A 20,280-nucleotide genomic window follows, 5' to 3' on the forward strand; every position below is an offset into this window, starting at 1 on the left:
AAAACCCAGTGGGGTACGTGATTGCTCAGGGGGTCATGCTGATACGTGGCTCGCCGCTTTGGCCAATTGCAACACCCCGCGCATGGTTCTGGCGCACATACGCAACCAAGGCCTCCACGTCGGAGATGCCAGCGTCCTGACGTTGCCTTCCTTCCTTGAGCGTGGTCAAACCACCGCCACCATCGGCCAGGAACAGATTGCTGACCACCCGGTAATAGGTCGATGGTTCAACGCGTTTACCGTCGAGACGTACACTTTCCTCGACAACCCGGCTGCCAGCCGGCCGTGATCCATCCCATTCATAATGGAAACCTTTGGATACTTGCAGTGGATTGAAATTGCCCCTGTTCCATTGAAGGTTGAGCAGTTCAATGATCTGCTTGCCTGTCAGCTCCTGAACCACCAGTGGGTTATCGAACGGTTGTACGGCGAATAACTGTTCGTAGGTCAGGTCACTGTTGGCAGGCTGTATAAGATCACTTCGCAACCCACCCAGATTGAGGAAGGCAATCTGTGTCTGAAATGCCTGGGTCATGGCCAGTTGGGCATCCGTGACGAAGTTCCCCAAGGTGGTTTCACCGGCGGCATTTACTTTGCGGTTAAGCTCTGCTGTGGCGATGCGGCCTATGGGTTCGAGCAATTTTTCCCCGGAGCGGTGACGCACTTCTTCCAGCAAGCTGGTCAACTTGGCATTCGGCACGTAAGCCTGCGGATCTACCGGAAGATTGCGGGCGGTGATGGTTTTGACGTTATGGGTTCCTGGCGTTACCTCCAACTTCAACTGGGTCATGAAGTGGCCGTATTTGCCAGCCTGGGTAATGCTCAGGTCACCGACCTTGCATTGATAGCTGGCATGCGAATGGCCGCTGATCACGGCATCTACTGCGGGATCCAGCCGTTTCGCCACGTTTACGATTGCGCCATCCAGCTGGCTGCAATCCTGCTTGTCGAACGGCTCGGAGGTATGTCCCCCCTGGTGCATGACTGCAATGATTGCATTGACGCCTTTGGCTTTCAGCTCCGGAATCACTTCATTGATGGCGTGCGCTTCATCCGTGGCTTTGAGCCCTGCGAATGCTTTCGCCGAGACCACTTTTTCCATGTTCCGCGGCACTGCACCGACAAACGCTATCTTGACGCCTTTTACCTCCTGGATATGGTAGGCCGGCAGCAAGCGTTTGCCCGTCGTGGTATCGATCAGGTTGGAGGCTATGTAAGGGAAGCCACTTCCTGGAAAGGTGCCGCGGAACTTGCACGCCTTTTCCGGGCGCGTTGATTCGCATCCTCCGTGAATCTGGCGGAGGAACTCCGCCTTGCCGGCATCCAGTTCGTGGTTCCCGGATGAGCTGACAATCATGCCCATCGAGTTCAGGGCCTCAAGCACTGGCTCGTCAGCCCAGAGCGCTGAAGTTGCGGGGCTGCCCCCTATCAGGTCGCCCGCCCCAATGAACAGCAGTTCGGGGTCTTGCTTTCGCAGTTCATCGAGCATGGCGCCGAGTGTGGCAATGCCGCCATAAGTCAGGCGGGTAACACCCTGCGCGCTGGGGTAGTCTTGAGGGTTGGGTTCCATGTAACCATGAAGATCATTGATGGCGACCACGTTGATCTGGACGGGTGCAGGTGACTCTGCGGCAAGACTGCCTCCACTGAAGGCAAGGCAAGCCCAGGCAATGGCCGAGCGACAGTTGCAAGAAAGACGGACCTTCATCATTACCTCTTGAGTGCCGGGAAGTGTGTGGGTTTGCCGCCGATGAGGGCAGCAAACCGACTCTATTCACCCAGGCACTGGGCAAGTGGTAACTATCTATTTTCAGGGGGCTTGCAGCGCGATTACCTGTTATCCCACAAGCGGAAAAGCGGTTCTGCGAGAAACAACACCAAGATCAACCGCATCACCTGCAGCGCCGTCACCAGCGGCACTGACAATTGCAACGTTTCGGCCGTGAGGCTCATTTCGGCGATACCTCCAGGCATCATGCCCAGGGTAAGCGAACGAAGGTCCAGCGCTGTCATCTCACTCAACACCCACGCGGCACTGCCGGCAATGGCCATGCACAGTGCCGTGGCCAGCAGCGTGCGGGCCAGAAACGACGGGGCCCGGCGGAAGAATGCGCGGTTGAAGTGACAGGCCAGGCCGCTGCCGATCAGCCACTGGCCGATCTGGCTGGCGCCATTGGGCAGGGCGATCTGCAGGTTAGCGGCCAGGCTGACGGTGGCCGCCACCAGTAATGGCCCGAACAGCCAGGGGTTGGGTTGGCGCAACCGTTGCCAGAGGAATGCCACGGCGATGCCGAGCGGAGTGATCACCCCCAGCCAGCCCCAGCTGACGCTACCGGCGTGATTGAGCGGCACCCCGTCACCCAGCAGAAACTTGAACAGCGCGGGCACGCACAGCACCACCGCCAGTACCCGCAGGCTCTGCGCCGCCGCCACTTGGCTGAGCACTGCACCGTTACGGGCCCCCAGGTTGACCATCTCACCCGAGCCTCCAGGCATGCTGGCGAAGAATGCCGTGGCGCGGTCTTCACCGGTGCGCCGTAGCAGCCACACGCTGATTACGCTGGACAGGGTGGTGAACAGGGCGCCGAAGAGGATCAGCGCAAAATGGCTGCCCACCTGTTCGATCACCGCTGGCGTAAAGTGCAGGCCAATGCCGATGCCGATGATGCACTGCCCGCATTTGCGGCCGTTGGGAATCTCCGGCAGTTGCCAAGGTGTCAGGCAGCGCACCAGTATGATCGCCAGCAGCGAACCCACCATCCATGGCAAAGGCCAGCCGACCTGGCTGGCGAGGTAACCGCCAGCAAGGCCGACCAGCCCGGTTGCGACAAACAGCGGCAACGGTCGATCAGGCATCGGCCAGGGCCCGACGCTGCAGGCTGCGTTTGCGCCAGATGCGCAGCAGCGGCAGGGTAAGCATCAACACCACCAGCGCCCATACGCCCATGCTGATCGGGCTCGACCAGAGGATGCCCAGTTCACCGTTGGAGATCGACAGTGCGCGGCGCAGGTTCTGCTCCATCAGCCCGCCCAGGATGAAGCCGAGCAGGATCGGCGACAGCGGGAAGTCCAGCTTGCGCAGGATGTAACCCATGATGCCGATGCCGACCATCAGGAACAGGTCGAAGGTGGTGGCATGCACGGCGTATACGCCGATGGCCGTGATGATGGCGATCACCGGCACCAGCGCCCAGTTCGGCACGGCGAGGATACGGGTGAAGATGCGGATCATCGGAATGTTGAGGATCACCAGCATGATGTTGGCGATGAACAGCGAAGCGATCAGGCCCCAGACAATGTCCGGCTGCTGTTCGAACAGCATTGGGCCGGGGGTGATGTTGTACAGGGTCAGGGCGCCGATCATCACTGCGGTAGTGCCAGAGCCAGGTACCCCCAGGGTCAGCATCGGGACCAGCGCGCCACAGCAGGACGCGCCGATGGCGGTTTCCGGGGCTGCCAGGCCACGGGCATCGCCCTTGCCGAACTTGCCGCTTTCCCCAGCCAGGCGTTTCTCGGTCATGTAGGCCACGGCGCTCGCCAGCGTTGCACCGGCGCCAGGCAGAACGCCCATGATGAAACCGAGCAGGCCGCAACGGATGTTGACCACAAATACCGAAGCCGCTTCCTTGAAGTTGAACAGCATGCGCCCGGTCGCTTTTACCGCCTGGTGACCATGGTGGGTCTTTTCCAGCAGCAACAGGATTTCACTGATGGAGAACAGGCCCAGCACCAGCACCACGAACTGGATACCGTCGGCCAGGTGCACGCTGTCACCAGTGAAGCGGTAAACGCCGCTGTTGGCATCGATGCCGACGGCCGACAGGAACAGGCCGATCAGGGCGGCAATGAAGGTTTTCAACGGTTTGTCACCCGCCATGCCGCCCAGGGCGACAATGGCGAACACCATCAGTACGAAGTATTCCGCCGGCCCGAAGGCGATGGCCCATTTCGCCAGCAGCGGGGCGAACAGCACCATGCCGCAGGTGGCGATGAAGGCGCCGATGAACGAGCTCCAGGCCGACAGCGACAGGGCAACGCCTGCCAGGCCTTGGCGAGCCATCGGGTAGCCGTCCAGGGTGGTCATCACGGTCGAGGCTTCGCCCGGGATGTTCAGCAGGATCGAGCTGATACGTCCGCCGTATTCGCAGCCCAGGTACACCGCGGCCAGCAGGATCAGCGCCGACTCTGGCGGCAGGCCCAGGGCGAAGGCGATGGGGATCAGCAGGGCCACGCCGTTGATCGGGCCCAGGCCCGGCAGCAGGCCGACCACAGTGCCGATCAGGGTGCCGGAGAGGGCGGTGACCAGGTTGTAAGGGGACAGGGCAACGCCGAAGCCCTGGCCCAGGTAGCTCAAGGTATCCATGTGTCAGTTCTCCAGTACGCTGAGCAGGCCAAGGGGCAGGGGCACGTCCATCACGCGGTCGAACAGCCAGTAGAGAAGCAGGCTCATGCCGGCTACCACGATGGCGCTCTGCAGCCAGCGGCCGCCATACAACCGGGCCATGGGCAGGCCGACCAGGATGGCGCTGAGGATGAAGCCCAGGGCTTCGAAGGTGGCCGCGAAGACGATCAGCAGGCCTACGCAGGCGGTGATCTTGGTCAGGGTTTCGCGGTCCAGTTCCGGTTCGTCGTCCTTGCGCACGATGGGCGTGGGGCGGAACACCAGGTACAACAGGCCCAGGCTCATGAGGCCAAGCATCAGCAGTGGGTAGGCGCGCGGGCCTACCGGTTCATAGGAAAACGCCGCCTGGTAGGGCCAGGCCATCACGGCCAGGGCGGCGCACACCGCCAGCAGGGCCAGGGCGAAGATGCGTTGCAGGATCATTGGGGAATCCTCGTTGGGATTGCTCAAGTGAGATGCAAGTCCTGTAGGAGCGGCCTTGTGTCGCGATGGGCCGCACAGCGGCCCCTGGCACAGCCGATACGATGCTTCGGGCACATCGCATCGGCAGGTTTAGCGGCCGCTTCGCGCCCGATCGCGACACAAGGCCGCTCCCACAGGGGTGGTGGTGAATCCGACAGGCTTACTGGATCAGGCCAAATTCCCTGGCCAGTGCCTTGTAGTCGGCCACTTGCTTCTTCACGTAGCCGTCCAGCTCTTCGCCGGTCATGGCGAACGGGAACAGCTCGCGCTGGTCACGCAGCTTGGCGAAGTCTTCCGAAGCCAGCATCTTGTCGAACGAAGCCTTCCACCAGGCATAGTCCTCGTCGCTCACCTTTGGCCCAAGGTAGAAGCCGCGCACTACCGGCCAGACGATGTCGTAGCCTTGCTCCTTGGCGGTGGGGATGTCTTTCATCTCGGGCTCGTCCAGGCGGTTTTCCGAAAACACTGCAAGGATGCGCATGTTGCCGCTCTGAATGTGCGGCATGGAGTCGGAAATGTCGGTAGAGCCGACCTGGATGTGACCGCCCAGCAGCGCCGTGGCAATTTCGCCACCGCCTTCCAGGGCCACGTAGCGCAGGTCACGCGGGTTGATGCCGGCAGCCTTGGCGATCAAGGCAGTCTGCATCCAGTCCTGGCTGCCGACGGTGCCGCCAGAGCCGATCACCACCTTGCTCGGGTCTTTTTTCAATGCCGCGACCAGGTCATCGAGGGTCTTGTAGGGCGAGTCGCTTTTCACGGCGATGGCGCCGTAGCTGGTGCCGACAGCCGCCAGCCACTTCACTGCGTTTTCGTCGAAGCGGCCGAACTTGCCTTGGGCCAGGTTCAGTAGTGAGCCGCTCGACCAGGCCACCAGGGTACCGGCATCGGCCGGGCGTTGGGCGACCACGGCGTTGTAGGCCACCGCGCCAACACCGCCGGGCATGTAGGTGACGCGCATGGGTTTGCTGAGGATCTTTTCCTGCACCAGGGCGCTTTGCACCAGCTTGCAGGTCAGGTCGAAGCCACCGCCCGGCGAGGCGGGGGCGATGCATTCAGGGCGTTTCGGTTCGGCGGCCAGAGCGTTGCCGGCCAACAGCAGGCAGCCGGTAGCGAGAACGAGGCGGCGCAGTGAAAAGGTCATCGTCTATCTCCGTGAGCGTTGTTGTTATTGGATTACCGCTATGGGGTTACCACAGCGCCACGCTGTAGCTGACCAACAGCCTCACTTCGTCCGCGTCGCGGGCGAAGTTGGAGCGGAAGGTGGCGTTGCGCAGGCGCACGGCGACGTTCTTCAACGGGCCGCTTTGTACCACGTACTTCAGTTCGGTGTTGCGTTCCCACTCTTTGCCTTCACCACCGGTCGCGCGGCTGACATTGTCACCGCTGATGTAGCGGGTCATGAAGGTCAGGCCCGGTACGCCGAGCGCGGCAAAGTTGTAGTCGTAACGCGCCTGCCAGGAACGCTCGTCGGCACCGGCGAAGTCGTTGATCTGGACGAAGTTGACCAGGTACGGGTCGGCGCCATCGACATACGGGAAGGCGCTGTCGCCCGACAGCTGCTGCCAGGCAGCGCTGACCTTGTGCCCGCCCAGGGCGTAGCTGAGCATGCCGTTGATGGTGGTGTTGTCGATGTTGCCGGCCTTGGCGGCGCCAGCATCGTCGCTCACTGCCAGGCGCAGGTCGGCACCGAAGGTGCCCGGGCCCCAGGGTTGGGTGGCGACCATGCCGATAAAGTGCTGGCGGTAGATATCGTCGAGCTGGGCGAAGTGGTAGCTGCCAGTGATGCGGTCGGTGAACTGGTAGTCCAGGCCGCCCAGGGTCAGGTTGTCGGCGCTGAAAGTGCCACCGAAGCGGCCATTCTTGTTGTTCAGCGCCAGGTCTTCCCAGTTGGTGTCGTTGCGGTCCTTGGCCTTGTCCAGGCGCCCGCCGGTGAAGGTCAGGCCCTTGATTTCCCTGGACGTGAGCAGGCCGCCTTCGAAGGTTTGCGGCAGGATGCGCCCGTCGTTGGGCTGAAGAGTCGGCAGTTCAGGGATCAGGGTGCCGATTTTCAGCTCGGTCTGGGAGAGCTTTACTTTGCCGGTCAGGCCCAGCTTGGAGTATTCGTCGGCGGCCTTGCCGTCATCGTGGGTCGGCAGCAGGCCGGTATCGGTGCGGTCGGGGCTGGAGTCGAGCTTGACGCCGAGCATGCCCAATGCGTCCAGGCCAAAGCCTACGGTGCCATCGGTATAGCCGGACTCAAAATTGAGGATGAAGCCCTGGGCCCACTCGTCGCGCTTGGATTGTTGCGCGCTGGTACCGTCGCGAAAGTCGCGGTTGAAGTACATGTTGCGGGTTTCGAAGGTGGCCGTGCTGTCTTCGAAGAAGGCGGCCTGGCTCATCGGGGCGACACCGGCAAGCGCGAGGGCGCTGGCGATGGCTGAGGGGCGTGCGGCAAAGGAACGGGTAGGCGTGAACGCCTGCGGCTGCGATGACAGCATCGTCGATGACTCCGTTTATTGTTCTTATTTGTTGCACCTTGCTGGTGCTTTTTTCGGCGCGAGGAGCGACCGTGGTGCGATGCTAGGCAACGAACCTTTCGCTAACCTTTCAGTGAGAAAGGTTTGTTACAAGGGGCTTCACAGGCCTGAGGACAGCGGTACACTCCGCGCCACCGCCCCACCCGAGCAGGGAGAAACCGATGCGTGTGCTGCTGGTCGAAGACCACCTGCAACTGGCCGAAAGCGTGGCCCAGGCCTTGAAAAGCCACGGCCTGACCGTGGATGTGCTGCATGACGGCGTGGCTGCCGACCTGGCTCTGGCCAGTGAGGAGTACGCCGTGGTTGTGCTGGATGTCGGCTTGCCGCGCATGGATGGCTTCGAGGTGCTGGCGCGCCTGCGTGGCCGTGGCAAGACCGTGCCGGTGCTGATGCTGACGGCGCGCAGTGACGTCAAGGACCGGGTCCATGGCCTTAACCTTGGCGCCGACGACTACCTGGCCAAACCGTTCGAGTTGACCGAGCTGGAAGCACGGGTCAAGGCCCTGCTGCGCCGCAGTGTGCTTGGTGGCGAGCGTCAGCAACGCTGCGGGCCGCTGGTTTACGACCTGGATACCCGGCGCTTCACCCTCGGTGACGACAACCTGACCCTGACCTCGCGTGAGCAAAGCGTGCTGGAAGCGCTGATCGCCCGCCCGGGCCGGGTGATGAGCAAGGAGCAGTTGGCGGCGCAGGTGTTTGGCCTGGACGAAGAGGCCAGCCCCGACGCCATCGAAATCTACATCCACCGCTTGCGCAAGAAGCTCGACGGCCACCCGGTGGCCATCGTCACCTTCCGCGGCCTGGGCTACCTGCTAGAGCACCGCGATGCGTGACAACGGCAGCCTGCGCGGGCGCTTGCTGGGTAATCTGGCGCTGCTGCTGGTAGTGCTGATGCTGGCCAGCGGCCTGAGCGCTTACTGGAATGGCCGCGAGGCCGCCGACACTGCTTACGACCGCACCCTGCTGGCCTCGGCGCGGACCATCGCCGCCGGCCTGTCGCAGCGTGACGGTTCGCTGAGCGCGGATGTGCCCTACGTGGCGCTGGACACCTTCGCCTACGACAGTGCCGGGCGTATCTACTACCAGGTACTGGACATCAAGCAGCGGCTGATTTCGGGCTATGAGAACCTGCCGCCGCCGCCGCCAGGCACCCCACGCACCGATGACTACCCGGCCCTGGCACGGTTCTACAACGCCACCTACCTTGGCCAGGATGTACGGGTGGTCAGCCTGCTGAAGGCAGTGAGCGAGCCCAACATGAACGGCATGGCGGAGATCCGCGTAGCCGAAACCGAGGAAGCGCGGGTGCGCATGGCCCGTGGGCTGATGGCCGATACCCTGCTGCGTTTGGGCATGCTGGCGCTGGGCGCGCTGGTGATGGTGTGGTTTGCCGTGAGCGCGGCGTTGCGGCCGCTGGAGCGCCTGCGCACGGCGGTGGAGGAGCGCCAACCGGATGATTTGCGGGCCTTGCCGGTGGTGCAGGTGCAGCGCGAGCTGAGCCCGTTGGTGCGAGCCTTGAACCACTTTACCGAGCGCTTGCGCGGCCAGTTCGAGCGCCAGGCGCAGTTCATCGCCGACGCCGCCCATGAACTGCGTACGCCGCTGGCAGCCCTGAAGGCGCGGGTCGAGTTGGGGTTGCGCTCGTCCGAGCCGCAGGAGTGGCGGCAGACCTTGGAATCTGCCGTCCAGGGCACCGACAAGCTGACCCACCTCGCCAACCAGCTGTTGTCATTGGCGCGGGTCGAGAACGGTGCACGGGCAATTGCCGAAGGCGGTGCGCAGCGCCTGGACCTGAGCCAGCTGGCCCGTGAGCTGGGCATGGCCATGGCGCCCCTGGCGCACAAGCGCGGGGTGGCGCTGGCCCTGGAGGCCGAGGCCCCCGTATGGCTCAAGGGTGAACCGACGCTGCTCAACGAGCTGTTGAGCAACCTGGTGGACAATGCCCTGGCGCATACGCCGGCGGGGGGCAATGTGATTTTGCGGGTGGTGGCGCCAGCTGTGCTGGAGGTAGAGGATGATGGGCCAGGTATTCCCGAGGCTGAGCGCGAGCGGGTGTTCGAGCGGTTTTACCGGCGCAGTGCGCAGGGTAGCGGGCTTGGCCTGGCGATTGTCGGCGAGATCTGCCGGGCGCATCTGGCGCAGGTGAGCCTGCATGATGGCGAGAAGGGCGGGTTGCGGGTACGAGTGAGTTTCATCGCCGATTGATGTGTTGATTCCGCTGGCCCATCGCCGGCAAGCCAGCTCCCACATAACACCGCATGGCTTGAGGTCAAGGCAGTCGAAGTGGGAGCTGGCTTGCCGGCGATAGGGCCCGGCCAGGCTGACACAGCTCAGCGCAACATACTGCGCGCCTCAAGCAGTTCATCCACTTCCAGCTCGGTACCAAAAGGCAACCTCAGGTGGCGGTACGCGGGCAGTGCCGCCAACGGACGTTGACGACCACGCTGGCTGATACAGCGGGCGATCTGCACGATGTCGATGTAGTCGACCTTGTCGGTCTGCCGGTCCAGGTCCTGAACCTGGCTCGGCAAATTGATCAACTGCTCCGGAAACTCCCAGGCCTTGAGAATCTTGTCCCCCAGTACCGGCTGGATCTGCTCGATCACGTAATGCAGGCAAACCGGGTCGGACAACAGCTCGTTGTGCTCTTCGGCATAGATCAGCACTGGCAGCGCACCGATCTGGTTGACCAGCCCGCCCAAGGTGGCCTGTTCAGGCTTGAGCTGGGTATAGCGGCGACAAATTTCGTAGCTGATGCCTGCCACTTCCAGGCTGTTGGTCCAGATCTCGCGAAGCTTCTGTTCAACTGCCGGTGAGCGTGCATGGAAAATCTGCTCGATCACCAAACCAATGGCCAGGTTGCAGCTGTAGTTGATGCCCAGTCGCGTGATGGCGGTATGCAGGTCGGTCACCTCGACCGCCGCACGCAGCAGTGGGCTGTTGACTACCTTGATCAGGCGCGCTGAAAGGGCCGCATCCCGACCAATCACCTTGCTCAGGGCCGCTACGCTGATCTCGCTGTCTTCCGCTGCCTCGCGGATGCTCAAGGCAACCTCGGGCAGGGTTGGCAGGACCAGGTCATCCTTTTCGATGGCATCGAGCAACTGTGCTTGAACCATCTCGGCCAGCTTGTTCATTGACGTGTCTACCGCAGTGGTGGTGCGGCCCCGCCACGGGGGCGGGGCAGGCTGGTCAGCGCTGGATTTCCCGGTCGCGGTCCAGTTCGTAAGGCAGGGTCAGCACCTGCAGGCGTGGGCCTTCGAGGCTGCCCAGGTGCAGGTTGTCGTCTTCCACCGCGTCGGCGCTGAGCACCGCGAGCAGTTCGCAGCCAGCACCGTTGCCGGCGGCAATGACTACTTCACCGACCGCCGAGCCGTGGGTGGGCGAGAAGATCGCGGCACCCGGGGCCGGGATGGCCTGCTGGTCCAGTGCCAGTCGGTACTGGCGGCGCTTGAGCTTGCCCAGGTACTGCATGCGGGCGACGATTTCCTGACCGGTGTAGCAGCCTTTCTTGAAGCTGACGCCGTCGACGGCCTGCAGGTTGATCATCTGCGGGATGAACAGCTCACGGGTCGGTCCCATGACCTGGCCGATACCGGCACGAATCTGGCCTAGCAGCCATTCGTTGAGGCTGCCTTCAGGCAGGGCGCTGGCGAGGGCCTGGCGTACCGTGTCGGCATTGTCCGCCGGTACCCACAACTCCACACGTCCTGCGGACACGGCAATGGCGATCAGGCCTTCATGGCGCACGGTACTGCCGGCGTTTGCAGGCACGTCGAGCCCAAGCGCCTGTAGCGCAGCGTCACCGCCTTGCAGCCCGAAGCGTGCCCAGGCGGCGCTTTCGTCGGTCAGCGTGGCCTTGGAGAACACAGCGTACTTTTTCAGGTCGGCCAGTTGCGCCTCTATCAGTTCGCTGGCCATGGCCAGCAGGTAACCGTTGCCTTCGGGCAAGATGCGAAAGCTCGACTGCATGCGCCCCTTGACCATGCAGCGGGCGCCGAGGCTGGAATGTTCCTGGCTGAGGTAGGTGATGTTGCAGGTCAGCTGGCCTTGCAGGAACTTGCCTGCATCGGAGCCGCGGACGGCGAGGATGCCCTCGTGGGACAGGGGGCAGAAGAAAGCGGAATCGGCCATGGGTCATCGCGGTGGCTTAAAGACTGGCGGCCATCATAGAACGCCGGTAACAAAATAGGTAGGTGACTAGACCAACGCCCGGTGTCGCCATGCTCGCCTGCCTGTATACTGGCGGGCCATTCGAGGAGGGCCCCATGGTCGAACAAACTGAACTCAACCGGCTTTTCTGGCATAGCCGCCGCGGCATGCTGGAACTGGACGTACTGCTGGTGCCTTTCACCCAGGAAGTCTACTCCACCCTCAACGAGACCGATCGCGAACTGTACGTGCGTCTGTTGAGCTGCGAGGACCAGGACATGTTCGGCTGGTTCATGGAGCGCACCGAGTCCGAAGACCCGGAGCTGCAACGCATGGTCCGCATCATCCTGGACCGTGTCCAGCCCAAGTGAGTGCTTCGAGTGCCGCTGGCAAGGCTCGCGCCTGCTGCTAGCGGCCTACCTGGGTTGCCAGGTGCTGGCGTGGCTTGCCGTGTGGGCGAGCCCGTTGCCTGATTGGCTTTCTTTTTCTGTTGTCGCCGCCTGTATCGCCCACGCTGGCTGGGCCATTCCCCGACGAATCCTGTTAACCCATGAGCATGCCGTTGTTGGGCTGCGCCGTGATGTGCGCGGCTGGCAGGTGTTCTGCCGTGCCCGTGGCTGGCAACCGGTGCGGTTATGCCGGGACAGCGTGGCGTTGCCGCGGCTGGTGGTGTTGCGCTTTGAGCGGGCGGGGCGATGGATGGGGCAGAGCCAGTGCATACCGCAGGATGCGCTGGGGGGGGATGAGCATCGGCGCCTGCGGGTGCGGCTGAAGTTCAGCCGACGGCGCTGGGCAACGACAGCGGTGGGGTAGGGCCGAGAGGTGTTCGCCGTGGCAGGTTCAGAGCCCGGGAGACCGAGCGCAGCTCGCGATGCGCCGCGCGGGCGGCGCTCGATCTCACACACGCTGCACATTTCAGAGTGGGCTGAGGATGGTGTCCTTGGCCTCGTCCAGCATCCCCGGGTAATCCAGTGTGTAATGCAACCCACGGCTTTCCTTGCGCTGCATGGCTGACAGAATCATCAGTTCGGCCACCTGCGCCAGGTTGCGCAGTTCGATCAGGTCGCGGCTGACCTTGTAGTTGCTGTAGAACTCGTCGATTTCGTCCAGCAGCAGGCGAATGCGGTGTTGGGCCCGCTGCAGGCGCTTGCTGGTGCGCACAATACCCACGTAGTCCCACATGAACCGCCGCAGCTCATCCCAGTTGTGCGCGATGATCACATCCTCGTCCGAGTCGGTGACCTGGCTGGCATCCCACCCTGGCAGGGCCTTGGGCATTGTCACGTGTTCAAGGTGCGCCTGGATGTCGGCAGCGGCGGCGCGGCCATAGACAAAGCATTCCAGCAGCGAGTTGCTGGCCATACGGTTGGCGCCGTGCAGGCCGGTGAAGCTGGTTTCGCCGATGGCGTACAACCCTGGCACGTCTGTGTGACCGCGGTCGTCGACCATCACCCCGCCGCAGGTGTAGTGCGCCGCCGGTACGACCGGGATCGGCTGGCGGGTGATATCGATGCCAAAGGCCAAGCAGCGTTCGTACACGGTGGGGAAGTGGCCCATGATGAAATCGGCCGGCTTGTGGGTAATGTCCAGGTACACGCAGTCCACGCCCAGGCGTTTCATCTCGTGGTCGATGGCGCGGGCCACAATGTCGCGCGGGGCAAGCTCTTCGCGCGGGTCGAAGCGTGGCATGAAGCGCTCGCCATTGGGCAGGCGCAGCAGCGCACCTTCACCGCGCAGGGCTTCGGTAATCAGGAAGCTTTTGGCCTGTGGGTGATACAGGCAGGTCGGATGAAACTGGTTGAATTCCAGGTTCGCCACCCGGCAGCCCGCACGCCAGGCCATGGCGATGCCATCACCACAGGCGCCATCGGGGTTGCTGGTGTACAGGTAGACCTTTGCTGCACCGCCGGTGGCCAGTACGGTGAAGCGCGCGCCGAAGGTGTCCACCTCACCGGTGTTGCGGTCGAGCACGTAGGCGCCCAGGCAGCGCTCGCCCGGCAGGCCCAGGCGACGTTCGGTGATCAGGTCGACCGCCACGCGCTGCTCCAGCAACTGGATGTTCGGGCGCCGGCGGGCCTGTTCCAGCAGCGTGGTGAAAATGGCTGCGCCAGTGGCGTCGGCGGCGTGGATGATACGCCGATGGCTATGGCCGCCCTCGCGGGTGAGGTGGAATTCGAAGCCTCCATCGTCAACGCTGGAGTGCTCGTCGCGGGTAAAGGGCACACCTTGCTCGATCAGCCACTGGATCGCTTCGCGGCTGTGTTCGACGGTGAAACGCACCGCCTCTTCATGGCACAGACCGCCGCCGGCATTGAGGGTGTCCTCGACATGCGACTGCACGGTATCGGTGTTGTCTAGTACTGCCGCGACCCCGCCCTGGGCCCAGAAGGTCGAGCCGTTGGCCAGGTCGCCCTTACTGAGGACGGCAACACGCAGGTGGCTGGGGAGGTTCAGTGCCAGGCTGAGACCGGCGGCACCGCTGCCGATCACCAGGACATCATGTTGGAATTGTTGGCTCATGTCGGGACACTAGTAATCTTTAGAGGGGGCGCGGCACAATAGTCACGCGCAGATGGCATTGTGAAACTATCGTTAAACTTGGCCAGGTTGCCTTTATAGCAGCCCGAGGTGGCCAATTTCCATGCCACTTGGCCACTTACCGAGGCGCGCGGCAACCTTTGTGGGAACTTTCCGACATGGCCGGAAATCCTATGAAGGTTGCCCGCACGTCACAATTTGTCGAGGCGACGCGGGGCGGCAAGACCTGTTCGGGTTGTCCCTGCGTATTCGAAACCTGATTATCGACGTAGCCGGCCGTGCCCGCGCCGCGTCTTCCGTGCAAGCCGACCAAGGGCTGCAGGAAACTTGCTTGGAGGGGAGAACTTTTGCGAAAAGCCCGAGTCTATGGTTGCAAGCCTGATCGATGGCTGTTGCAACGCTCCTTCGAGTTCACTGAGGAGTGTTCATGCTAACCCAGGAAGAGGATCAGCAGCTTGTCGAGCGCGTTCAGCGTGGTGACAGGCGAGCTTTCGATCTGTTGGTGCTGAAGTATCAGCACAAGATTCTCGGGTTGATCGTGCGGTTCGTTCACGATACCCACGAGGCCCAGGATGTCGCACAGGAAGCCTTTATCAAGGCCTATCGTGCGCTTGGCAATTTCCGCGGTGACAGTGCGTTTTATACCTGGCTGTACCGCATCGCCATCAACACGGCGAAGAACTACCTGGTGTCCCGTGGAAGACGGCCACCAGACAGTGATGTGAGCTCTGAGGATGCGGAGTTTTACGACGGCGATCATGGCCTCAAGGATCTCGAGTCCCCAGAGCGCTCGTTGTTGCGGGATGAAATCGAAGGCACTGTCCATCGCACCATCCAGCAACTGCCCGAAGACCTGCGTACGGCATTGACCCTGCGCGAGTTTGACGGGCTGAGTTACGAAGACATTGCCAGTGTCATGCAATGTCCGGTGGGTACCGTGCGCTCTCGAATCTTCCGCGCTCGGGAGGCCATAGACAAAGCCCTGCAGCCGTTGTTGCAGGAAACCTGAGACAGCGGCGACAGCCAAGAGAGGAACCGCCATGAGTCGTGAAGCTTTGCAGGAATCGCTGTCCGCGGTAATGGATAACGAAGCGGACGAACTGGAACTGCGTCGGGTGCTGAGCGCCGTAGACGATGCTGAAACCCGTGCCACCTGGTCGCGTTACCAGGTAGCCCGTGCAGCCATGCACAAGGAGCTGCTGCTGCCCAACCTGGATATCGCCTCGGCGGTGTCTGCGGCGCTGGCTGACGAAGCCGTACCGGCCAAGGTCAACAAGGGGCCATGGCGCAGCGTCGCTCGTCTGGCGGTTGCCGCCTCGGTCACCGTTGCGGTGCTGGCAGGCGTGCGGATGTACAACCAGGATGAAATCACCGGCGCCGAGCTGGCTGCGCAGCAGCCTGCGCAACAAGGCCTGAGCATGCCACAAACTCAGGGCCCTGCTGTTTTGGCAGGCTATAGTGAAAGCAGTGAGCAACCGACCGGGCCGATGGCTAACGGCGTGCTGCAAAACCAGGCCGGCTGGGATCAGCGTCTGCCGGGCTATCTGCGCCAGCATGCACAGGAGTCCGCGCTCAAGGGTACTGAAACTGCCCTGCCGTATGCCCGTGCCGCCAGCATGGAAAACCCCGCTAAATAAGGAGGATCATGCGCGCGCTACCTCTTCTGTCGCTGCTGATTGGCAGCTGCATGACGGTGCCGGCATTGGCAGCCAACTCATCGCCCGAGGCGAACGAGTGGCTGAACAAGCTGGCACTGGCCGAGAAAAAGCAAAGTTACCAGGGCTCGTTCGTCTACGAACGCAACGGTAGCTTCTCTTCCCACGATATCTGGCACAGGGTCCAGGACGGCAAAGTCAGCGAGCGGTTGCTACAGCTTGATGGCGCCGCCCAGGAAATACTGCGCGTGGATGGCAAGGTGCAGTGTGTCAGTGGGGCCTTGGTCAGCGGAGTGACCGCCCCTACGGACGCTGCGCAGCGTGTGCTTGATCCGCTGAAACTGATGGGCTGGTACGATTTGAGCGTTGCAGGCAAGTCACGGGTGGCCGGGCGCGATGCCGTGATCTTGACCCTCACTCCTCGCGACCAGCACCGCTATGCCTTCGAATTGCATCTGGACCGCGCCACAGGCCTGCCACTGCGTTCGTTGATGCTCAACGACAAAGGGCAGTTGCTGGAGCGCTTCCAGATGACGCGCCTCGATACCGACGAACCGCCTGTCGACGATGACCTGCGCCCCAGTGCTTCATGCAAGCCGGTGCAGCGTGTTGCCTCTGTCAGCAACGACAGCGTCGCTGGCTGGCGCTCGGACTGGCTCCCGCCAGGGTTCGAGCTTGTCAACAGCTCGGTACGGCGTGATCCCAAACATGACAGCACGGTCAGTAGCCTGATGTACGACGATGGGTTGGCGCGCTTCTCGGTGTTCCTTGAACCCGTGAAGGACGATACCGGGACCGATGTGCGTACCCAGCTTGGCCCGACCTCGGCGGTTTCGCGACGGCTTAACACCCCCAAAGGCAAGGTGATGGTCACCGTAGTTGGCGAAATTCCGCTGGGTACGGCAGAACGCGTCGCGTTGTCGATGCGGCCCCAGGATGCCCAGGCGCGCCAGTAATGGCGCGCTTTTGAGGGCCATGCCAAGGCGAACGGATATGCGCCTGAAATGAAATTAAAGCATTGTCATTTGCAATCTACTGGCAAATTTTCTATAGGTCAGGCTTCTAGGAGCCTGGCCTTTCCTGCATTGTGCAGGGGCCTTTCTAAACTACCGCTCGTTGTGACGGGAGCCGTATGTCTACACCACGCTTGAAATCCTACCTATCGATGTTCGCCGCTGTGCTCATGCTCGGCCAGGTGCTCACCGCCCAGGCCGAGGAAGCCTTGCCGGACTTCACCACGCTGGTCGAGCAGGCCTCGCCCGCCGTGGTCAACATCAGTACCAAGCAGAAGCTGCCAGATCGTCGTATCGCCGCGGGGCAGATGCCGGACCTGGAAGGCCTGCCGCCGATGTTCCGCGAGTTCTTTGAGCGCAACATGCCGCAGCAGCCGCGTTCGCCGCGTGGCGACCGCCAGCGCGAGGCGCAATCGCTGGGTTCGGGCTTCATCATTTCCAGCGATGGTTACGTGCTGACCAACAACCACGTGGTGGCCGACGCCGACGAAATCATCGTCCGCCTGTCGGACCGCAGCGAGCTGCAGGCCAAGCTGGTCGGCACCGACCCGCGCACCGACGTGGCCCTGCTGAAAGTCGAAGGCAAGAACCTGCCGATCGTGAAGCTGGGTGATTCCGAGAAGCTCAAGGTGGGCGAGTGGGTGCTGGCCATTGGTTCGCCGTTCGGCTTCGACCATTCGGTGACCAAAGGTATCGTCAGTGCCAAGGGCCGTACGCTGCCTAATGAGACCTACGTCCCGTTCATCCAGACCGACGTCGCCATCAACCCGGGTAACTCGGGCGGCCCGCTGTTCAACATGAAGGGCGAAGTGGTGGGTATCAACTCGCAGATCTTCACCCGTTCTGGCGGCTTCATGGGCCTGTCGTTCGCCATCCCGATCGATGTGGCGCTCGATGTGTCCAATCAGCTGAAGAAAGATGGCAAGGTCAGCCGCGGCTGGCTGGGTGTGGTGATTCAAGAGGTCAACAAGGACCTGGCTGAATCCTTCGGCCTGGATAAACCAGCGGGTGCGCTGGTGGCCCAAGTGCTGGAAAACGGCCCGGCAGCCAAAGGTGGCCTGCAGGTGGGTGACGTGATCCTGAGCATGAACGGCCAGCCGATCGTCATGTCGGCCGACTTGCCGCACCTGGTCGGTAGCCTCAAGGACGGTGAAAAGGCCAAGCTGGAGATCATCCGCAACGGCAAGCGCCAGACTCTGGACGTCGGTGTGGGCGCCATGCCGGATGACGATGCCGACATCGGTACCGGTGCCGGCGCCGAAGGCAGCGCCGAGCGCAGCAGCAACCGCTTGGGCGTATCGGTGGCTGACCTGACCGCCGAGCAGAAAAAGTCCCTCGAACTCAAGGGCGGCGTGGTTATCAAGGAAGTGCAGGATGGCCCTGCAGCGATGATCGGCCTGCGCCCGGGTGACGTCATCAGCCACCTGAACAACCAGGCCATCGGTTCGGCCAAGGAATTCACCGAAATCGCCAAGGAACTGCCGAAGAACCGCTCGGTGTCCATGCGCGTGCTGCGTCAGGGGCGTGCCAGCTTCATCACCTTCAAGCTCGCAGAATAAGCGGATTTGTAGGCAGGAAAGGGCAGCTACGGCTGCCCTTTTTCATGAAAATTCACAATTGCAGACGCCAAAGCGCTGCACAGCCCGATAGAGGAATCTCCCATATCCCTGCTGCTTGAGGTACAATTCCCGGCTATTTTTCGGCGGGCGTCCCGGCTCGCAGCCTTTTCGAGTGTTGACCCGTGAGTGATTTGAGTCATATCCGCAATTTCTCCATCATCGCCCACATCGACCATGGCAAGTCGACGCTGGCCGACCGTTTCATCCAGATGTGCGGTGGCCTGTCGGCACGCGAAATGGAAGCCCAGGTGCTTGATTCCATGGACCTGGAGCGCGAACGCGGGATTACCATCAAAGCCCACAGCGTGACGCTTCACTACAAGGCGCAAGACGGCAAGACCTACCAGCTGAACTTCATCGACACCCCCGGCCACGTCGACTTCACCTACGAAGTCTCGCGCTCGCTGGCAGCCTGTGAAGGCGCACTGCTGGTGGTTGACGCCGGCCAGGGTGTTGAAGCCCAGTCCGTGGCCAACTGCTACACCGCCATCGAGCAGGGCCTGGAAGTCATGCCAGTGCTGAACAAGATGGACCTGCCCCAGGCCGACCCGGACCGCGTCAAGGACGAGATCGAGAAGATCATCGGCATCGACGCCACCGACGCCGTGGCTTGCAGCGCCAAGAGCGGCATGGGCGTGGACGAGGTTCTCGAGCGCCTGGTGCACACCATCCCCGCGCCCGAAGGCGAGATCGACGCACCTTTGCAGGCGTTGATCATCGACTCCTGGTTCGACAACTACCTGGGCGTGGTCTCGCTGGTGCGGGTGCGCCAGGGCCGCGTCAAGAAAGGCGACAAGATTCTGGTCAAGTCCACCGGCAAGGTGCACCTGGTCGACAGCGTGGGGGTGTTCACTCCAAAACACACCCAGACCGCTGATCTGAAAGCCGGCGAAGTAGGCTTCATCATCGCCAGCATCAAAGACATTCACGGTGCGCCGGTGGGTGACACCCTGACCTTGTCCTCGACCCCCGAGGTCGAAGTGCTGGCGGGCTTCAAGAAAATCCAGCCGCAGGTTTACGCCGGCCTGTTCCCGGTCAGCTCTGACGACTTCGAAGACTTCCGCGACGCATTGCAGAAGCTCACCCTCAACGACTCGTCGCTGCAGTACATGCCGGAAAGCTCCGACGCCCTGGGCTTCGGCTTCCGTTGCGGTTTCCTCGGCATGCTGCACATGGAGATCATCCAGGAGCGCCTTGAGCGCGAATACGACCTGGACCTGATCACCACAGCACCGAGCGTGATCTATGAGCTCGAGCTCAAGACCGGTGAAACCATCATCGTCGATAACCCGTCAAAGCTGCCGGACGTCTCGTCAGTGACCGACTTCCGCGAGCCGATCGTCACCGCGACCATTCTGGTGCCGCAGGAGCACCTGGGTAACGTCATCACCCTGTGCATCGAGAAGCGTGGCGTGCAGCGCGACATGCAGTTCCTCGGCAGCCAGGTGCAGGTGCGTTACGACATGCCGATGAACGAAGTGGTCCTGGACTTCTTCGACCGTCTCAAGTCCACCAGCCGCGGCTATGCTTCGCTGGATTATCATTTTGATCGCTACCAGTCGGCCAACCTGGTCAAACTGGACGTACTGATCAATGGCGACAAGGTCGATGCCCTGGCATTGATCGTGCACCGCGACAACGCGGCCTACAAAGGCCGTGCGTTGACCGAGAAGATGAAGGAACTGATCCCTCGGCAGATGTTCGATGTGGCGATTCAGGCAGCCATTGGCGGCCAGATCATCGCGCGGACAACCGTCAAGGCGCTCAGAAAGAACGTACTGGCCAAGTGCTACGGTGGTGACGTCAGCCGTAAGAAGAAACTGCTGGAGAAGCAGAAGGCCGGTAAGAAACGCATGAAACAGGTCGGCAACGTGGAAATTCCACAGGAAGCCTTCCTCGCCGTGCTCAGGTTGGATAGCTAGG

18 protein-coding genes are annotated in these 20,280 nt (G+C 62.1%); 9 read left to right on the forward strand and 9 right to left on the reverse strand.

The features are described 5' to 3' along the window. Positions 1-25 precede the first annotated feature (25 nt). The 6 genes from J3A71_RS06070 to J3A71_RS06095 form a co-directional block, all read right to left on the reverse strand. On the reverse strand, positions 26-1,708 hold the full coding sequence (locus J3A71_RS06070) for a bifunctional metallophosphatase/5'-nucleotidase (protein WP_016488843.1): 1,683 nt from the start codon (positions 1,706-1,708) through the stop codon (positions 26-28). Positions 1,709-1,830: 122 nt separating this feature from the next. Further along, positions 1,831-2,856, reverse strand: coding sequence for an AbrB family transcriptional regulator (locus J3A71_RS06075; RefSeq protein ID WP_016488842.1), 1,026 nt, complete (start codon positions 2,854-2,856; stop codon positions 1,831-1,833). After that, on the reverse strand, positions 2,849-4,363 hold the full coding sequence (locus J3A71_RS06080; protein ID WP_016488841.1) for a tripartite tricarboxylate transporter permease: 1,515 nt from the start codon (positions 4,361-4,363) through the stop codon (positions 2,849-2,851). The genes J3A71_RS06075 and J3A71_RS06080 overlap by 8 nt, the downstream gene beginning before the upstream one ends. Before the next feature lie 3 nt (positions 4,364-4,366). Next, positions 4,367-4,825: a tripartite tricarboxylate transporter TctB family protein gene (locus J3A71_RS06085; RefSeq protein ID WP_016488840.1), complete on the reverse strand. Its 459-nt coding sequence runs from the start codon at positions 4,823-4,825 to the stop codon at positions 4,367-4,369. Between the two features lie 199 nt (positions 4,826-5,024). After that, positions 5,025-6,005, reverse strand: a complete 981-nt coding sequence (locus tag J3A71_RS06090; RefSeq protein ID WP_016488839.1) for a tripartite tricarboxylate transporter substrate binding protein — start codon at positions 6,003-6,005, stop codon at positions 5,025-5,027. Positions 6,006-6,051: 46 nt separating this feature from the next. Further along, positions 6,052-7,341, reverse strand: a complete 1,290-nt coding sequence (locus J3A71_RS06095; RefSeq protein ID WP_016488838.1) for an OprD family porin — start codon at positions 7,339-7,341, stop codon at positions 6,052-6,054. A gap of 200 nt (positions 7,342-7,541) precedes the next feature. Between J3A71_RS06095 and J3A71_RS06100 the strand changes: the two genes are divergently transcribed. Together J3A71_RS06100 and J3A71_RS06105 are read left to right on the forward strand one after the other, a co-directional pair. After that, positions 7,542-8,213, forward strand: a complete 672-nt coding sequence (locus J3A71_RS06100) for a response regulator (RefSeq protein WP_016488837.1) — start codon at positions 7,542-7,544, stop codon at positions 8,211-8,213. After that, positions 8,206-9,585, forward strand: a complete 1,380-nt coding sequence (locus J3A71_RS06105; protein WP_096426702.1) for a sensor histidine kinase — start codon at positions 8,206-8,208, stop codon at positions 9,583-9,585. The genes J3A71_RS06100 and J3A71_RS06105 overlap by 8 nt, the downstream gene beginning before the upstream one ends. Before the next feature lie 125 nt (positions 9,586-9,710). Here the strand turns inward: J3A71_RS06105 and J3A71_RS06110 are convergent, their stop codons facing one another. Then, positions 9,711-10,517 carry an HDOD domain-containing protein gene (locus J3A71_RS06110; protein ID WP_016488835.1) on the reverse strand — a complete coding sequence of 269 codons (807 nt, stop codon included), beginning with the start codon at positions 10,515-10,517 and terminating at the stop codon, positions 9,711-9,713. A 55-nt stretch (positions 10,518-10,572) separates the two neighbouring features. Then, complete coding sequence (locus tag J3A71_RS06115) at positions 10,573-11,514, reverse strand: folate-binding protein YgfZ (protein WP_096426701.1); 942 nt, start codon at positions 11,512-11,514, stop codon at positions 10,573-10,575. A gap of 134 nt (positions 11,515-11,648) precedes the next feature. Here J3A71_RS06115 and J3A71_RS06120 point away from each other — a divergent pair, with 134 nt between their 5' ends. After that, a complete protein-coding gene (locus tag J3A71_RS06120) occupies positions 11,649-11,903 on the forward strand; it encodes a succinate dehydrogenase assembly factor 2 (RefSeq protein ID WP_016498168.1) in 255 nt (84 codons plus the stop codon). Continuing rightward, positions 11,887-12,345, forward strand: coding sequence for a protein YgfX (locus tag J3A71_RS06125; protein ID WP_016488832.1), 459 nt, complete (start codon positions 11,887-11,889; stop codon positions 12,343-12,345). Before J3A71_RS06120 ends, J3A71_RS06125 begins: the two co-directional genes overlap by 17 nt. A 102-nt stretch (positions 12,346-12,447) precedes the next feature. On the opposite strand, the gene nadB is transcribed toward J3A71_RS06125, so the two are convergent. Further along, complete coding sequence (gene nadB / locus J3A71_RS06130; protein ID WP_023047119.1) at positions 12,448-14,052, reverse strand: L-aspartate oxidase; 1,605 nt, start codon at positions 14,050-14,052, stop codon at positions 12,448-12,450. A gap of 445 nt (positions 14,053-14,497) precedes the next feature. Here nadB and rpoE point away from each other — a divergent pair, with 445 nt between their 5' ends. The 5 genes from rpoE (at position 14,498) to lepA (ending at position 20,279) form a co-directional block, all read left to right on the forward strand. Beyond that, a complete protein-coding gene (gene rpoE, locus J3A71_RS06135; protein WP_003252049.1) occupies positions 14,498-15,079 on the forward strand; it encodes an RNA polymerase sigma factor RpoE in 582 nt (193 codons plus the stop codon). A 31-nt stretch (positions 15,080-15,110) separates the two neighbouring features. Further along, positions 15,111-15,707: an RseA family anti-sigma factor gene (locus tag J3A71_RS06140; RefSeq protein WP_016488830.1), complete on the forward strand. Its 597-nt coding sequence runs from the start codon at positions 15,111-15,113 to the stop codon at positions 15,705-15,707. Between the two features lie 8 nt (positions 15,708-15,715). Next, entirely contained in the window at positions 15,716-16,681 is a 966-nt protein-coding gene (locus tag J3A71_RS06145) for a MucB/RseB C-terminal domain-containing protein (protein WP_016488829.1), read from the forward strand. Positions 16,682-16,857: 176 nt separating this feature from the next. Continuing rightward, positions 16,858-18,297, forward strand: a complete 1,440-nt coding sequence (locus J3A71_RS06150) for a DegQ family serine endoprotease (protein ID WP_023047121.1) — start codon at positions 16,858-16,860, stop codon at positions 18,295-18,297. A gap of 182 nt (positions 18,298-18,479) precedes the next feature. Next, a complete protein-coding gene (lepA, locus tag J3A71_RS06155; protein WP_024717450.1) occupies positions 18,480-20,279 on the forward strand; it encodes a translation elongation factor 4 in 1,800 nt (599 codons plus the stop codon). Position 20,280 lies beyond the last annotated feature (1 nt).

This window comes from Pseudomonas sp. PvP089, from assembly GCF_017875165.1.
GTDB classification, from domain to species: Bacteria; Pseudomonadota; Gammaproteobacteria; order Pseudomonadales; family Pseudomonadaceae; genus Aquipseudomonas; species Aquipseudomonas fortuita.

Bases quoted from the DNA above. Each gene is read 5' to 3' on its own strand.
- J3A71_RS06070 (WP_016488843.1), bottom strand. From the start codon at position 1,708: ATGAAGGTCCGTCTTTCTTGCAACTGTCGCTCGGCCATTGCCTGGGCT.
- J3A71_RS06075 (WP_016488842.1), bottom strand. From the start codon at position 2,856: ATGCCTGATCGACCGTTGCCGCTGTTTGTCGCAACCGGGCTGGTCGGC.
- J3A71_RS06080 (WP_016488841.1), bottom strand. From the start codon at position 4,363: ATGGATACCTTGAGCTACCTGGGCCAGGGCTTCGGCGTTGCCCTGTCC.
- J3A71_RS06085 (WP_016488840.1), bottom strand. From the start codon at position 4,825: ATGATCCTGCAACGCATCTTCGCCCTGGCCCTGCTGGCGGTGTGCGCC.
- J3A71_RS06090 (WP_016488839.1), bottom strand. From the start codon at position 6,005: ATGACCTTTTCACTGCGCCGCCTCGTTCTCGCTACCGGCTGCCTGCTG.
- J3A71_RS06095 (WP_016488838.1), bottom strand. From the start codon at position 7,341: ATGCTGTCATCGCAGCCGCAGGCGTTCACGCCTACCCGTTCCTTTGCC.
- J3A71_RS06100 (WP_016488837.1), top strand. From the start codon at position 7,542: ATGCGTGTGCTGCTGGTCGAAGACCACCTGCAACTGGCCGAAAGCGTG.
- J3A71_RS06105 (WP_096426702.1), top strand. From the start codon at position 8,206: ATGCGTGACAACGGCAGCCTGCGCGGGCGCTTGCTGGGTAATCTGGCG.
- J3A71_RS06110 (WP_016488835.1), bottom strand. From the start codon at position 10,517: ATGAACAAGCTGGCCGAGATGGTTCAAGCACAGTTGCTCGATGCCATC.
- J3A71_RS06115 (WP_096426701.1), bottom strand. From the start codon at position 11,514: ATGGCCGATTCCGCTTTCTTCTGCCCCCTGTCCCACGAGGGCATCCTC.
- J3A71_RS06120 (WP_016498168.1), top strand. From the start codon at position 11,649: ATGGTCGAACAAACTGAACTCAACCGGCTTTTCTGGCATAGCCGCCGC.
- nadB (WP_023047119.1), bottom strand. From the start codon at position 14,052: ATGAGCCAACAATTCCAACATGATGTCCTGGTGATCGGCAGCGGTGCC.
- rpoE (WP_003252049.1), top strand. From the start codon at position 14,498: ATGCTAACCCAGGAAGAGGATCAGCAGCTTGTCGAGCGCGTTCAGCGT.
- J3A71_RS06140 (WP_016488830.1), top strand. From the start codon at position 15,111: ATGAGTCGTGAAGCTTTGCAGGAATCGCTGTCCGCGGTAATGGATAAC.
- J3A71_RS06145 (WP_016488829.1), top strand. From the start codon at position 15,716: ATGCGCGCGCTACCTCTTCTGTCGCTGCTGATTGGCAGCTGCATGACG.
- J3A71_RS06150 (WP_023047121.1), top strand. From the start codon at position 16,858: ATGTCTACACCACGCTTGAAATCCTACCTATCGATGTTCGCCGCTGTG.